Annotated in this window: 18 protein-coding genes; all 18 read right to left on the bottom strand. The window is 72.6% G+C overall.

Annotation, left to right across the window (positions count from 1 at the left end; translation table 11 throughout):
- Nucleotide 1 precedes the first annotated feature (1 nt).
- The gene (locus tag OG306_RS40705) at nt 2–724 is read right to left on the bottom strand and encodes a hypothetical protein (RefSeq protein WP_331720904.1); all 723 of its coding nucleotides are present in this window, start codon (nt 722–724) and stop codon (nt 2–4) included.
- A complete protein-coding gene (locus tag OG306_RS40700) occupies nt 721–1,317 on the bottom strand; it encodes a hypothetical protein (RefSeq protein WP_331720903.1) in 597 nt (198 codons plus the stop codon). Before OG306_RS40700 ends, OG306_RS40705 begins: the two co-directional genes overlap by 4 nt.
- A 125-nt stretch (nt 1,318–1,442) precedes the next feature.
- Nucleotides 1,443–1,835 (bottom strand): RapZ C-terminal domain-containing protein, encoded by a 393-nt coding sequence (locus OG306_RS40695; RefSeq protein WP_331720902.1) that lies wholly within the window; start codon nt 1,833–1,835, stop codon nt 1,443–1,445.
- A 56-nt stretch (nt 1,836–1,891) separates the two neighbouring features.
- Entirely contained in the window at nt 1,892–2,629 is a 738-nt protein-coding gene (locus tag OG306_RS40690) for an NUDIX domain-containing protein (protein WP_331720901.1), read from the bottom strand.
- Between the two features lie 59 nt (nt 2,630–2,688).
- Nucleotides 2,689–3,165, bottom strand: a complete 477-nt coding sequence (locus OG306_RS40685; protein ID WP_331720900.1) for a hypothetical protein — start codon at nt 3,163–3,165, stop codon at nt 2,689–2,691.
- Between the two features lie 122 nt (nt 3,166–3,287).
- Nucleotides 3,288–4,139, bottom strand: a complete 852-nt coding sequence (locus OG306_RS40680) for an AAA family ATPase (RefSeq protein ID WP_331720899.1) — start codon at nt 4,137–4,139, stop codon at nt 3,288–3,290.
- Nucleotides 4,139–4,837, bottom strand: a complete 699-nt coding sequence (locus OG306_RS40675) for a GGDEF domain-containing protein (RefSeq protein ID WP_331720898.1) — start codon at nt 4,835–4,837, stop codon at nt 4,139–4,141. The genes OG306_RS40680 and OG306_RS40675 overlap by 1 nt, the downstream gene beginning before the upstream one ends.
- 82 nt (nt 4,838–4,919) lie before the next feature.
- Nucleotides 4,920–5,291, bottom strand: coding sequence for a hypothetical protein (locus OG306_RS40670; protein WP_331720897.1), 372 nt, complete (start codon nt 5,289–5,291; stop codon nt 4,920–4,922).
- Nucleotides 5,292–5,385: 94 nt separating this feature from the next.
- Complete coding sequence (locus OG306_RS40665) at nt 5,386–5,991, bottom strand: hypothetical protein (protein ID WP_331720896.1); 606 nt, start codon at nt 5,989–5,991, stop codon at nt 5,386–5,388.
- An 80-nt stretch (nt 5,992–6,071) separates the two neighbouring features.
- Entirely contained in the window at nt 6,072–6,233 is a 162-nt protein-coding gene (locus tag OG306_RS40660) for a hypothetical protein (protein WP_371666337.1), read from the bottom strand.
- Between the two features lie 129 nt (nt 6,234–6,362).
- Nucleotides 6,363–6,938: a DUF6919 domain-containing protein gene (locus tag OG306_RS40655; RefSeq protein WP_331720894.1), complete on the bottom strand. Its 576-nt coding sequence runs from the start codon at nt 6,936–6,938 to the stop codon at nt 6,363–6,365.
- A gap of 131 nt (nt 6,939–7,069) precedes the next feature.
- Nucleotides 7,070–7,270, bottom strand: a complete 201-nt coding sequence (locus OG306_RS40650; RefSeq protein WP_331720893.1) for a hypothetical protein — start codon at nt 7,268–7,270, stop codon at nt 7,070–7,072.
- A gap of 39 nt (nt 7,271–7,309) precedes the next feature.
- Nucleotides 7,310–7,693 (bottom strand): RapZ C-terminal domain-containing protein, encoded by a 384-nt coding sequence (locus OG306_RS40645; protein ID WP_371666336.1) that lies wholly within the window; start codon nt 7,691–7,693, stop codon nt 7,310–7,312.
- Between the two features lie 79 nt (nt 7,694–7,772).
- Nucleotides 7,773–7,946 (bottom strand): hypothetical protein, encoded by a 174-nt coding sequence (locus tag OG306_RS40640; protein WP_331720891.1) that lies wholly within the window; start codon nt 7,944–7,946, stop codon nt 7,773–7,775.
- Between the two features lie 99 nt (nt 7,947–8,045).
- Entirely contained in the window at nt 8,046–8,651 is a 606-nt protein-coding gene (locus OG306_RS40635) for a hypothetical protein (protein WP_331720890.1), read from the bottom strand.
- 161 nt (nt 8,652–8,812) lie between these two features.
- Nucleotides 8,813–9,472 carry a hypothetical protein gene (locus OG306_RS40630; protein WP_331720889.1) on the bottom strand — a complete coding sequence of 220 codons (660 nt, stop codon included), beginning with the start codon at nt 9,470–9,472 and terminating at the stop codon, nt 8,813–8,815.
- Nucleotides 9,473–9,485: 13 nt separating this feature from the next.
- Nucleotides 9,486–10,004 carry a hypothetical protein gene (locus OG306_RS40625; RefSeq protein WP_331720888.1) on the bottom strand — a complete coding sequence of 173 codons (519 nt, stop codon included), beginning with the start codon at nt 10,002–10,004 and terminating at the stop codon, nt 9,486–9,488.
- 217 nt (nt 10,005–10,221) lie between these two features.
- Nucleotides 10,222–12,492: a hypothetical protein gene (locus OG306_RS40620; protein ID WP_331720887.1), complete on the bottom strand. Its 2,271-nt coding sequence runs from the start codon at nt 12,490–12,492 to the stop codon at nt 10,222–10,224.
- Nucleotides 12,493–12,534 lie beyond the last annotated feature (42 nt).

Raw genomic sequence — 12,534 nt, 5'->3', positions numbered from 1 at the left:
CTCAGCTGTTGGCGTAGCGGTGCAGGGCGTAGTCGTGCGGACTGTTTCCGGCGACGGCCGCCGAGACCCGCCTCATGAAGCTCTGGTAGGCGTCCTCCTGCGGCGGGGTGAGGACGATCCGCTCGGGCGTCTCGCCGCCGGGGCCGGCCTCGGCGACGGCTTCGAGCAGCACGTCGACATCGGGCTGGTGCGGCAGTTGCCAGACGGACAGGCCGCGGAGGAAGTCCTCGACCATCTGCCGGTCGTTGCCCTCGCGGCCGGGGTCGGCCCAGTCGTCGGCCATCTGCTGGAGGAAGTCCCCGAGCTGCGTGCGGTCCGTGCCGTCGAGTGCCGTACGGAAGTGGGCGAGGACGGCGGCCACGGCGGCGACGTCGCGCGGGTCGACGTCGGCCGGGTAGAGCGGGGTGTGCTCCCATCGGCCGTCGGGGGCGTAGAGGGCGTAACGCCCGGCGGGCCGGTCCCGGTTCGGTTCGGATCGCCCGATGTTCGTGCCGGTGTGCCGCAGGGGCTCCGGCAGCGCGTGGAACAGGCGGCCCCACGCCTCGTGGGCGCCGATTCCGTCCAGGTCCGGCGGCAGCTCCCACACCTCCTCGTCGCCCTCCTGGACGGCGCGGGCGTTCAGGGCGAGCTGCATGAGCAGCGGCTCCTCCATGCCCATGAACAGGGACAGCCAGTCCTCGTCATCGGGCAGTAGGACGCGAGTCGTTTCGGGTGCGTCGGTCATGCGCTGGCCTCCTTCGCGGCCGGGGCGGTGAAGGGGTTGGGAGCCTCGCCGGAGAGGATCTTGTGGACGAGTTCGGCGACCTCGCGGGCGCCGTCCTCGGTGGCGGGGGCGACGATTGGGCGGGGGGCGTCGGGGCTGGCGGCCTCATCGACTCGGATGTCCCAGCCATCGCTGGTGAGCGCGAGGGAGACGGGGGCCTGGCCCCGGTAGCCGAAGCGCGGCCCGTCGGGCAGCGGCTCGACGATGACCCGCTGTCCGGGCTGGACCGTCAGCCCCCTGGCGCCGAGTTCGCTGACCAGGGTGTCCCGCGCGGCGTGCCGCTCGGTGCCAGTCAGCTCGACGCGCGAGCAGTAGCGGGCGGCCAGGGCCTCCAGGACGCCCAAGGGCAGGCTCGTGACGGCGGCCCAGTCCTCGCGGTCGATGTGGTGCTCCTGGCCTGCCGTGTAGAGCTTGCCGAGCAACTCGGCGGCTTCGGCGAGGACGCTGGGGGTGTAGATGACCCCGGGGCCGTACGGGGCGCGGGCGCTCCGTTCCTCGCGGGTCCATCGGCGGATGTCGATCTTCGCGGTATCCAGAGCGGTGGTGTCGCTCATCGGCGGCTTTCTCTCCTAGGTTGTACGGACGGGGGTCCGGGGCCGATTACCGCGGCCCCGGACCCCTACTGTGTCGTGCTGCTCAGACATTCCGGGCCGGATCAGACGAGGACGGCCCGCAGGGGTCACGCCCCGGTGCGGCGGACCTGGATCTCGCGGTGGACGACTTCGGTCTCGACGTCGTTCTGGCGCAGCACCCGGGCGATCTCCTCCGCGACGCCCACCGACCAGTGGACTCCCCCGGCGTCGCCCACGGCGATCTTCACCAGGCGGGCGCGGGCGTCGGCAACGTCCTCCAGGAGACCGATGGCGAGCAGCGCGGTGTTGTCGACGAGCCGGGCGACGCCCGCGGCCGACAGGACCGTGTTCGCGATGACGGGGTCCAGGCCGGTGCGCTGCTCCGCGTCCGGGATCTGGTGGGTTGCCAGGACGTGCCGGCGGATGTCCAGCGTGATGTCGCTCGGTTCCTCCGGGGTGCCGTGGTCGTAGCCGAAGGTGCTGATGGTGACGCGGACCATGTGGTGATGCTCCTCAGTGGTGGGGCCTGCCGGGAGCTCCCGGCAGGCCGGGCGGATCAGCGGGGCCGGGCGGCCTGTTGCGGCCGGTCGAGGTGGTCGAGGGCGCGCTGGAGAAGCGGCCGGTGGGCGCCGTAGAGGACACGTCCGGCCGCGCTGATCGCGGCGTCGAGCTCGGCGAGGGAGCCGAAGGGCCACCATCCGGCGTCCACCGCGTCGTCGGCGGCGACGGCGCGCACCGTGGCGGGCAGTACGAACAGGGCACTGGTGGAGGCGACCCACGCGTGGTCCGAGTTCCGCCAGTCGTCGACCAGGTCGCGGCCGAGGATGACGGGCTGGCGGTCGCTCAGGTCGACGCCGGTCTCCTCACGCAACTCGCGGGCCAGCGTGGCCGGGGCGGTCTCGCCCGGGTCGCACATCCCACCCGGGATCGCTTCGACGCCGATGTCGTCACGGGTGATCAGCAGCACCCGGCGGTCGTCACCGTGGCCCGCGACCACGATCGGGTCGGCGGCCGCGTTCTCGCCCCACTTGCCCAAATTCCGGCCGGTGCGGCCGGTGCGGCCTTGCGGGTGAAGGGGCCAGCCCCTCGCGTCCAGCTGGAACGGCACGAGCGCGTCGGCATGGCGCAGAGGCCAGTCGTGCACGTCGGCCGGGGTCGCGGCGCCCTCGGCCCAGTCAGGCACGTGGTGAGCCAGAGCCGCAGGCAGCAGCTCGGGCGGCGTGATGTCCGCCGGAGTGTACTGCGGCCAGCTCACCGACCAGCAGCGTCGTTCGGCGGGGATGGTCTCGGTCATGAAGTTCCTCTCTGGGTGGGGCCGCCTCGATGGCGGCGGCCCCCGGGATCAGGGGGTGGTCAGTTGCCGAGGTAGGCGGCAGCGACGTTCACGAAGTGGTCGTGGCTGGCCAGTGCCTCCTGGCGGGCGCGGGTGAGGACATCGGTGTCGGTGTCTGCCCCGCGCAGGGCGTGGGTGGCGGTGACCATGGCGTCGGCGGCCTGGCGGACGGCCGGGTCGGTGATGAGGACCCGCAGGGCGACCAGCGGCCGGGTGATGGCGGACCGGGTTTGGTGGGAGCGCGAACGCAGGTCGGCCAAGCGGTCGGGGGCGTCGCCCTTGAGCTTGGCGTCGCCCCGTACCCACATCGCGGTGCGGTGGTCGGAGATGGCGGCGGCCAGATCGGTGACGGCCGCCAGGCGGTCGCGGCGCAGCGCTTCACCGCGGGCGACGCGCTCGGCGTGCTCGGCGGATTGGCGCTGGTACCGGCCGGAGACGATGGCGCCGGCCAGGGTGCCGAGTACGGCGATGACGGTCGCGAGGAGCGTGCCGAGCATGGTGGTCCCCTTCTGCGGAGCGGGTTTCGAGTCGTGACGCCGGTCGGGGTGCCATCCCCTTCCAACAAGAAGAACAATACCAGCTTTCACGGTTATTGGGTAGAGGGGGCGCGCACATCCGGTCAGGAGTCGCAGCGGACGCACTGGCTGTCGTCGAGCGGGTTGTTCTGGTGGGCGGCGGAGAGTTCGGCAACCGACCGCACCGGCGTCCAGGCCGGGCCGGCGCACCAGTCGGTGGGGCAGGAGACGAGTGCCTCGAACCGGAGGTCGTAGGGGTCGCCGTCGTCCATCCAGCGCACGCGCAGGGACTCGCCTCCGGCGCCGAAGGTGCCGGTGCGGTACTGCATGTCGCGGCTGGGGGTGTCCCAGTCGAAGAGTTCCGCGGCCGCGTCCCCGAAGGTGCGGCGGACGTCCGCGATCGGTTCGGCGGTGCGCTCCTCGCGGGTCAGCCGTTCCAGGGCGGTGCCCAGGACGGGCAGCTGCTCGGCGAAGAGGATGTGGTCGAACCCCTCCTTGGCCAGGCGCGGATGGGCCGCGACGATCTGCGCGTGCTGGGTGGCGACGGTGTCCGCCGGGACGCTGCGGTTCGCGGGCCGTACGGCGTTGCGGGCCTGCGCGACTGAGGGCGCGGTGCCCATCAGCAGGGCGACGACGGGCGCCCCGTGGCTGCGGCCGGCGCGGATGAGCGTCTGCCGGTCGCCCGCGTTGGCGTTCGTGGCGTCCACGGCGGTTCGCAGGCCCAGGCGCAGGCGGGCGTCGAGCATCGTGTGCAGGGCCTGCCACACCGGGCCGTTGACCTGCTGGCTGCCGGGGTCGTCCGCGCACATGGCCCGCAGGTCGTCGGCGCGCAGGACCATGTGCGGCTCGAACATCTTGCTGGTGCGGGTCTTGCCTGAGCCGCTTGCCCCGAGCAGCAGGATCAGGGCGTTGGGGAGGTTGAGCGCTTCCTCGGGAAGGAGGTGGGGCTGGGTCATCAGGCTGCCTTTCGGAAGGGGAGGACACGGGCGAGGAGAGCGGGGGTGCGCAGCGGCACGATCCCCGCGAGGCGGCGGCCGCGGCGGCCCCGGCCCTTGACCTGGTACATCGCGGCGTCGGCCTGCTTGAGCGCGGCGGACACGGTGGCGTCGGCGAGGCCGGCGGTTCGGGCGGTGCCGATGGAGGCGCCGACGGTCAGGGTCAGGTCGCGGTAGGCGATGGGGGCGGTAAGCAGGGTGTGCAGCCGGGTGATGCGGGCGGACAGGCCGGGGCCGTCGGGGAGGGCCACGGCGAACTCGTCGCCGCCGAGCCGTCCGGCCACGGCCCCCTCGGCAGCGGCCCACTGCGCCAGTCGGGCACCGACGGCGGCGAGGACGGCGTCGCCCGCCGCGTGGCCGAAGCGGTCATTGACCGGCTTGAACGCGTCGAGGTCTGCGAGGAGGACGGCCGCGGGGCCCGCCGCCAGGACGTCCTGGGCCTGCGTGGTCCATGCGGACCGGGTGGGCAGGCCGGTGACCGGGCACGTGCGGGCCTGGGCGAGCTGGCCCTGGAGGTCGGCCACCTGGGCCAGTAGCTCCTCGGCGGCGGGCACGACCTCGGCGAGGGCGGTCCGCAACTGCTGGGGGCTGGCGTCGGGGCGGCCGAGGTCGGCGCGGACACGGTCGAGCAGGGCGCCGGTGCGTATGGCGGGCTGCATGGTGGAGGGGGTTCCCTTCGGTCGGTTCGGGTTTCGAGGGGGCCCGGGGCGGCGGTGCCATCCGCCGCCCCGGTGGGCGAAGTCAGCGCAGAGCGGCGCGGATCGCGTCGGCCTGCCGGGCGCTGCGGGCGTACGGGAGAGCGGCCGTGCCGACCAGTTCGGTGGCGGGGCGGCCCCGGAAGCGGTCGCCCTCGCTGTCGCGGTCGGCCAGCAGCTGCTCGCGCAGGCCCTCGGGGATCACGGCGTACGGGGTCACGAGCTCCAGCACGGTGGCGGGGTCGCTGATGTCGTACGGTGCGGCGCCCGCGAAGACCAGGTGGTCGATCTCGGCGTCCTCGTCGGCGGGCTCGTCCCAGGCGCTGGCGAAGTAGCTGGCGAGCGGGGCGTCCCATCCGACGCGGACGGTGCGGCCGGCGGGAGCTCCGCCGAGCGGGGTCAGGGTGTGGCTGGACAAGGTGTCTCCGATCTGCGGTCTCGCGGTCCGGGCGGTCCGGCTCCGCCCGCGCTGTCCGGACCGGTCAGGGCCGGGCCGGGCAGCACGGGCGCAGTCAGCTGTGCCGGGTGCGGCGGGCGCTGCGGTCACACCTGGAGGCGCGGGGGCCGGGGCCGTTGAGGCGGACGTTCAGCAGGTCCTCGCGGATCTCGACCGGAGTCCAGATACGGCCCCGGCGGCACTCGGTGACCGGGCAGTTGCTCGCGGCCTCGAACCCGTGCTCGCCGTGCCGGATCGCGAGTACGGACCCGCGAAAGGCGATCTCCCCGTACAGGTGTGTCTGGTCGATCTCGGTGGTCACCTGGACCAGGTGGTGGGCGATGTCGGGGCCGAAGCGCCGGGCCGCCTCCTGCCACACCCGGAACCAGGGGCTCGGGGTGTAGTTGTCGCCGAGCAGCTCCAGGATCGGGTCCGTCGGCGGGAGCCACTGGTCGAGGTGGGTGTCGATGGTGCCGCAGCGGTGGCAGGTGCGGCGGCGCGGCTGGCCGGTGCAGCCGCTCACGAACCGCTCGCCGCAGCACGGGCAGTGGTGGTTCCGGCGTAGGGCCTCGCTGCCTGTGGCGGCGGCGCAGCCCTTACACACGAAGCCGTCGGACGTGGTGCTGTGCGGCATCGCGGGCGGCGGCGGGGTGCTGGTCTGGTGGGTCGGACAGGTCGTCATTTCTACAGCTCCGTACGGGGGTCGGCCCCGGGGCGTCCGCCGGTCTCGGCGGTCCGCCCCGGGGCAGGGCCAGGGCAGATTCAGGGGCGCGAACCGCGCGGCGTAGCGGCGGCCGCGTTGCCGTTGGTCTGCGCCTGGCCGCGTGCGAGGCGGAAGGCTGCCGCCGTCTCCGGCGTGTTGTGCTTCTTGTAGTCGGCGGCGGCCTGGGCCTGGAGCTTCTTGACGGTCTCGGACTGGGACACGGATGCCTCCGGTATCGGGTTTCGAGTGGTGGTGCCGGTCGGGGTGCCATCCCCTTCCAACAAGAAGAACATTACCAGCTTTGAACCTGATTCACAAGAGGTGGCGTGCACCTCGCGGTTCGGGAGGGGTCAGGGAGCCGGGGCGAGCGCCTCGGTCAGCGCGGGCCACAGCACGGTGTCCCGGCCCCACACCGGATCGACGAGGGTGACCTGGTGGGCGTCGACGGCGGCCCGTACGGCCTCGCGGTGGCATCCGCGGTACTCCAGCCGGATGTACCCCTTGGGTACCCGGCCGCCGAATGAGGTGTGTTCGTGGCCGCCCCAGGTGGTGGCGAGGATGTCGCGCACCGGCCCGCGGCTACAGGTGCGGTGCACGGCGAGCAGCAGACCCGCGTCGCGAGCGGTGCGGGTGAGCCGCTGAAGGCCCTCGGCGTCGGTGAGGCACATGACGGCGGCGCGCTGGCGCCACCGGCGGCCGTCGAAGGCGGGGCCGTCGCATCCGGGCTGGGACTGGAAGGTGACGTGCCCGGCCCGGTTCATGGCGGCGAGCACGGGCACCAGGGGGCCGGTCTCCTCGTCCGGGCCACCCCGGTAGGCGCCGCCGGCCAGCGTCGCCAGGTCGCCCTCCAGCCACTGGGCGGTCAGGTCGCCGAGGTCGGACAGCGTGCGGGCGGTGGACCAGATTCGTGCGGTCGAGCGGGACATGGCAGTCCTTCCGGGCCGGTGCCAGTAGGCAGGAAGCTCTCGCGGATTGACGACTGGGAGGTGCCCCCGCCCGCCGTGCCGTCCCGACTCACGGGAGCGGGGACGGCACGGCGGGGGCGGCCGTGGTGCTGCTACCTGCGCTTGCCGGTCGGGCGCAGCTCGCCCGTGTGGCACAGGACGTCGGCGATCATGAGGGCGTCCACCTTGACCGTCCATCGGCCCTGCGTGAGCTTGCCGGGCTGTGCCTCGTCGCGGACGTAACCGGTCTTGCCGACCGCGCGGGGGTCGTCCTCACACGCCACGATCTCTACCTCGTCCTTGGCCTGGAGCATGTTGTGCCCTTCCTCGGGTGAAGCGGGTTGCGTGCCTGGTCAGTGAGCGGACGGGGGCAGCAGCGGCTTGCCGATGTCGCGGTGCTCGACGGCCGTCTCGCGGTGGGTGAGCTGGATGAGCTCCTGGGTGCGGCGGGCAAGTCCGACCGAGCGGTGCCGGCCTCCGACGCAGCCGTAGGCGATGGTGATGTCCCCGCCGCGGGCGGTGTCGTGGAGGCCGACCGCGAGGAAGGTGACGACCTGGGCGAGGGATTCGACGCCGGGCGTCGCCAGGACGTGCTCGTACACGGCCGCGTCCAGACCGGTGAGGTTCTTCAACTCGGGGTCGTGGAACGGGTTCCTGAACAGGCGCCGGAGGTCGTAGGTGGCCTCCGCGACGGGGGGCGCGGCATGGCCGTAGCCGAAGGAGACGATGCGGATCACGGGGTGCCTCTCGTGGTGCGGTCGGGGATTCGAGCGGGGCCGGGGCGGCAGTGCCATCCGCCGCCCCGGGATGGGGCGTTCAGTCCAGGGGGCGGACGGTGACGTCCAGGTCGCGCGGGTCGGCGGCGGCGGCCGCCTTGAAGTCGCTCAGCTCCTTGTCGCTGTAGATGGCCTTCTGGTCGCTCGGTCCGCCGGTGACGGTGTTGACCTGCCGGCCGGTGCGGGAGGTGGCGGTGACGACGTACTTCGCCATGGGGCGGGGCTCCTTGGTGAGGGGCGTGGAAGCGGGCGGGACTGCCCGGCTCCCCTTGGCCCCGGCGCGGCAGGTGCGCGCCGGGACCGCGGGCAGCCGTCAGTACCAGGCGCGTTCCATGTCCGCGTCCATCTCGCGTGCGGCCGCCTTCAGGGCCTGTTCCAGCCGCTCCTGGGCGTCGGCTTCCTGGACGTCGTCGGCCTCCGCGCACGCCTCCTTCTCGTACATGGCGTGGGCCGCGAGGGCGCGCAGGATGCCGGTGACCGGGGCGACCCCTCCGTGGCGGGTGAGCTCGCCCACGGCGAGGACCCGGCTCGGGCTGTTCGCCAGCTTCTTCTCGACCTCGCGCAGGTCCTCGGCGGCTTCCTTCCAGGTGGGGCCGGGGGCGACCCATTCGGCGAGGTCCTCCAGGAGGAGCGCGACGAACTGCGCAGCCCCGTAGGCGGCCAGAGCGGGCATCAGGTCGTACAGGTCCAGCGCGGTGCCCCGCCAGACGAAGGCGATGAGCGCGAGGATCAGGAGCGCCCAGCGGCCGACGGCCTCGACCAGGCTGGCCACCCGGCGCACGGTGGCGGCGGTACGGGCCTGGTGGCGGGAGACACCACCCATCGGGGTCAGGCAGACCATGCAGGTCAGGCGGAACGGGTTGTTGAAGGTGTCGCACTGCTTGCACTGACGGTTCTTCAGGATGCGTCGGATACGCACGGGTGCCTCCGGGGCGGGTTTCGAGTGGTGGTGCCGGTCGGGGTGCCATCCCCTTCCAACAACTAGAACAATACTAGCTCTAGTCCGGATTAGCAAGGGGTGGCGCCCCGTTGGGGGAATTTCGGGGGGCCGTCCGTGGGGCCCTGACGGGCCCCACGCAACTACTCGGCGTCGTCGCCGCTGTCCGACTTGCGGTTCTCGCGGGCGAAGCTGCGGGCTCCGGCGTTGTCGGCGGCCTTGATGGCTGCCTGCCCGGTCTTCAGGCCCTCGCGCCCCATGTCGAAGCCCTTGCCTGCGGCGTTGGCGGTCGCACCCACCGCGTTGGCGGTGGCTCCGACCGCGTTGACGGCCGCCGTGGCGGTGCCGGCCACCGCCGTGACGGTGTTGAGTGCGGCGGCCAGGCCCCCGCCGCCGCGGCGGGCCACGGGCTGCTTGCCGCCCCGGGCTGCGGCCTTCTTCGCGGCGAACGCGGAGGAGGCGGTGCCGCTGCCTGCGGGCGCGGCCTTGACCGCCGGTCCGCGCCTGCCGTCCAGGATCTTGCCGCCGGGCAGGTTCACCCGGAAGCGCCTGTTGGGCTCGAAGTTCTCGACGATGGACTTCACCATGGCCGGGGTCATCATCTCGACGGCGAAGAAGCATTTCGCCTTTCCGCCGCCGCCGTCCTTTCCCCGGTGCTTTTCCCCGCAGGACGCCATGACGGTCGTACCGGATACCAGCAGATTCAGGCGGCGCGGGGCCGGGGCGTTCTCCCGGCCGGGGCAGCGGATGGGGGCTCCGTTGAGGCTGAGCGGCCCGCGGATGGTCAGTGAGGGTGCGGTCATGCGGATGGACTCCTTACTTGCTCTGGGCGATGGCGGTTGCGGTGGCGGTGACCTTGCCTCCGAGGACCGTGCGGCCGGTCGCGGTCGCGGTGGCCTCGGCGGTGGTGCTTCCGCCGCCCCCGCGACGGCGGAGGCCGGAGAAGAGGCCGCGGACGACGAAAGCGACGACGGTGACCGCCACGGCGAAGGCCATGAGCGCGTAGGCCAGGGCCTCCAGCCAGGGGCCGGCCAGCGACAGGCCGTACGCGGCGAGCGCGGCGCTTCCGGCGGCGGACCACATCAGTAGGGCTGCGGTCTTGGCCCAGGCCGGGATCGGCTGGGAGCCGCCCCGGACGGGGACCGGCGCCGTCTCGTGGTGGACGTAAGCCCACTGCTGGACGCCACCGGGGAGCGTGACCAGCTCGACCCCCGGAAGCGGGGCCTCCACCGGGACGGGGCGAGCCGGAACGTACGGCGCGACGGGTGCGGGGCCCTGCGGGGCCTGGGTGATCGTGTAGACGGTCTCCGGGTCGGTGCGGGCGGGGTGGTTCATGATCGGGGAAGCTCCTTGGGAAAGATCGTTTTATGAGGGTTTGGGGGGTGGCCACGACCTGGGACGCGGGGCGTCCTCGCAGGTCAGGGGGGTGGCCACCCCCGGGACACCGGCCGGCGGTCCTGGGACGCGTCCCAGGACCGGGGCCCGGTGTCCTACGGCCGGGCCAGGCTCTGACCTGCACGGATGTCCGGCGGCCTAGGGCCTGGCCTAGGGGTCAATTGCGGATCTTCCGGGCAGCCTCCACGGCTGCCTCGACGTCCGCCAGGAGGTAGCCGCGGACCCGTCCCTCGCCCGCGCGCCACCGCTTGGGCTCCAGCTCCACGCCGGTGCCCTCCAGCTGCTCGTCGATCAGCGCGCCGAGCGCCTTGCCGAACCGGCCCTCGTACGTGGCGTCGTCCTCGTCCGACGCCTGGGCCCACTCGCGGGGGTTCCAGGCGGCGAACACGGCCCGCACGTCCACGAGCGGCAGACGGTCGGCGTCGTCCTTGAACGCGTCGACCAGGACGTCGAGCACGGTCGCGTTGGCGGCGGCCTGTCCGGGGCGTCCGGGCTTGCCCCGTCCGCCGGGGCCGCCGGCTACGGAGGACAGTCCGGTCATCTGGACCAGGTACGCCTCGATCGGGTCGTCCCACTGTCCCGGCAGTCGTCCGGCGGCCCGCCGCAGCTCGACGCCGCGGGCGATGATCTCCGACGCTTCCCCCGCGTTCTCCTCGTCGATGAGGAAGGAGCGGGCGAGCTCCTCGGCGATGCCGTCCATGTCCAGCCAGCCCAGGCCCCGCTTGTCGCGGGGGATGTCGTGGGCCCGCATCCCCCGGCCGGTGGCGCCCTTTCCGAGGATCGCGTTCGTGCCGTCGGCGTCGGCGGTCCGCTGGGCCCACCGGCCGGTCATGTTGCCGCGCAGGCCCGCGGTGATGACCTCGACCTCGGGGTGCTGGGTCGCCAGTACCAGGAGAACGCCCAGGCCCGCGCCGACGCTGGAAAGGAATTCCAGCCGTGCCATACGTGCTGCCGAGCCCGGCACGTTCTTGCGGGTGTACGTCGCCAATTCGTCGATGATGAGGATTTCGATGCTCAGCTGCTTGAGCAGCTTCGCCGTCATCTTCGATTCGCCGAGCGAGGCCAGCAGGTCCTCGCGCCTTTCGATTTCCGCCTCGTAGGCGTCCAGGAGGAAATCGAGCCGGTTGCGCTCGCGGCCGAACATCGTCGCGGCGATCGGCGCGTAGACGAGGTGCTCGCCGGTGGGCTTCCCGTCGACGATGCGCACGTTGATCCGGGGGTCCAGGGCCAGCGCGCAGATCAGGTTCCTCAAGGCCATGCCCTTACCGGTCCGGGTCGCCCCGCCGATCAGCAGCATGATGTCGCGGATCGTCAGGCGCCGGGTCTCCCCGCGCTTGTTGTAGGCGATCGGCGCGCCGTCGTTCCACAGGTCCAGCGGGGTGGTCTGGCCCAGCAGTGGGGAGCGGCGCACCTTGTCGAACGGGTCGGAGGTCGCAATCCAGAAGGAGCACCGGGTCGGGTGTCCGTCCTGCTTGATGTCGAGCCAGTTCTCATCGACCTGGAGCGCTCCGGCGATCTCCTCGCGCTTCTCGATGAGCTTGGAGACGGTCACGTGGGCGGGCAGCTTGAACACGCACTGCGCGGCGTTGATGTCGGCCCGCTGGATGAGGCCGACCAGCTGGATCTCGTCGTCCTCCTTGAACGCCGGGACCGCGATCCTCAGCGCCCGGTTGATCTGCGCATCGGTCAGCGGGGCGTCCTCGTCGAGCGCGGCCGGCTCGAAGACCACGTAGTCGTCGCCACGGCGGCGGAGCTCGCGTGCGCCGCACGCGTACATGACGCCGATGACCGGGATCAGGGCGGGGAAGGCCATGGCCAGGCCCCACACCTGGGCGATGCCGACGACGGCGGCGGTGTAGGAGGTGAAGCCGGTCGCGGACAGGATGGTCAGGTTCTCGCGGCGGCGGGCCTTGCCGACCTGCTTGCGCTCGGCGCGGAGCTGGGCGACGTCGCCGTTGTCGGCGAAGCCCTTCCTCTTCGCCTCGCGCTTGGCCTCATCGATGTCGGCGCCGTACTCGGTGGCCAGCAGGTAGCCCCACGCCGCCCCCAGCTCGGCGTACAGGCCGATGGACGAGAGCTTGACGATCCGCCACACGTACACCGGGCTGTGCGCGGCGTGGTACCCGGTTGCGTGCGCGAGGACCTCGCCGCGGTGGCGCCACACGTCGGGGTTGGTGAGCGAGGCGGGGATCAGCACCTTCAGGCCCCGGCGGCGCTCGTCGTCCAGCTGCTCGACGACGAAGGGCTCGCCGTCGACCTCGGAGGACAGCTTGACGGTGCCGGTGCTGGCGTCGGCCAGGCCGGCGGCGCTCGTACGGGCCTCGTTGCGGGCGGCCTGCTCCAGGTGGTCGCGGGCCTCGGGCGGCAGTCGCTTCGTGAGGTCAAGGACCTGTCCGCTCGGCGCGGAGTGGTCGGTGGTCTGGGTCATGATGGGCGGTGTTCCTCTCTGTGGGGGACGGGGGCCCGGCCG

This window comes from Streptomyces sp. NBC_01241, from assembly GCF_041435435.1.
In the GTDB taxonomy this organism is placed as follows: Bacteria; Actinomycetota; Actinomycetes; order Streptomycetales; family Streptomycetaceae; genus Streptomyces.
Note: the sequence above shows the minus strand (reverse complement) of the source record. Positions and strands in the feature narration are given on the sequence as shown.

What these genes read in the sequence shown, in the direction of transcription:
- OG306_RS40705 (WP_331720904.1), bottom strand. Translation starts at nt 724, where the DNA reads ATGACCGACGCACCCGAAACGACTCGCGTCCTACTGCCCGATGACGAG.
- OG306_RS40700 (WP_331720903.1), bottom strand. Translation starts at nt 1,317, where the DNA reads ATGAGCGACACCACCGCTCTGGATACCGCGAAGATCGACATCCGCCGA.
- OG306_RS40695 (WP_331720902.1), bottom strand. Translation starts at nt 1,835, where the DNA reads ATGGTCCGCGTCACCATCAGCACCTTCGGCTACGACCACGGCACCCCG.
- OG306_RS40690 (WP_331720901.1), bottom strand. Translation starts at nt 2,629, where the DNA reads ATGACCGAGACCATCCCCGCCGAACGACGCTGCTGGTCGGTGAGCTGG.
- OG306_RS40685 (WP_331720900.1), bottom strand. Translation starts at nt 3,165, where the DNA reads ATGCTCGGCACGCTCCTCGCGACCGTCATCGCCGTACTCGGCACCCTG.
- OG306_RS40680 (WP_331720899.1), bottom strand. Translation starts at nt 4,139, where the DNA reads ATGACCCAGCCCCACCTCCTTCCCGAGGAAGCGCTCAACCTCCCCAAC.
- OG306_RS40675 (WP_331720898.1), bottom strand. Translation starts at nt 4,837, where the DNA reads ATGCAGCCCGCCATACGCACCGGCGCCCTGCTCGACCGTGTCCGCGCC.
- OG306_RS40665 (WP_331720896.1), bottom strand. Translation starts at nt 5,991, where the DNA reads ATGACGACCTGTCCGACCCACCAGACCAGCACCCCGCCGCCGCCCGCG.
- OG306_RS40655 (WP_331720894.1), bottom strand. Translation starts at nt 6,938, where the DNA reads ATGTCCCGCTCGACCGCACGAATCTGGTCCACCGCCCGCACGCTGTCC.
- OG306_RS40650 (WP_331720893.1), bottom strand. Translation starts at nt 7,270, where the DNA reads ATGCTCCAGGCCAAGGACGAGGTAGAGATCGTGGCGTGTGAGGACGAC.
- OG306_RS40640 (WP_331720891.1), bottom strand. Translation starts at nt 7,946, where the DNA reads ATGGCGAAGTACGTCGTCACCGCCACCTCCCGCACCGGCCGGCAGGTC.
- OG306_RS40630 (WP_331720889.1), bottom strand. Translation starts at nt 9,472, where the DNA reads ATGACCGCACCCTCACTGACCATCCGCGGGCCGCTCAGCCTCAACGGA.
- OG306_RS40625 (WP_331720888.1), bottom strand. Translation starts at nt 10,004, where the DNA reads ATGAACCACCCCGCCCGCACCGACCCGGAGACCGTCTACACGATCACC.
- OG306_RS40620 (WP_331720887.1), bottom strand. Translation starts at nt 12,492, where the DNA reads ATGACCCAGACCACCGACCACTCCGCGCCGAGCGGACAGGTCCTTGAC.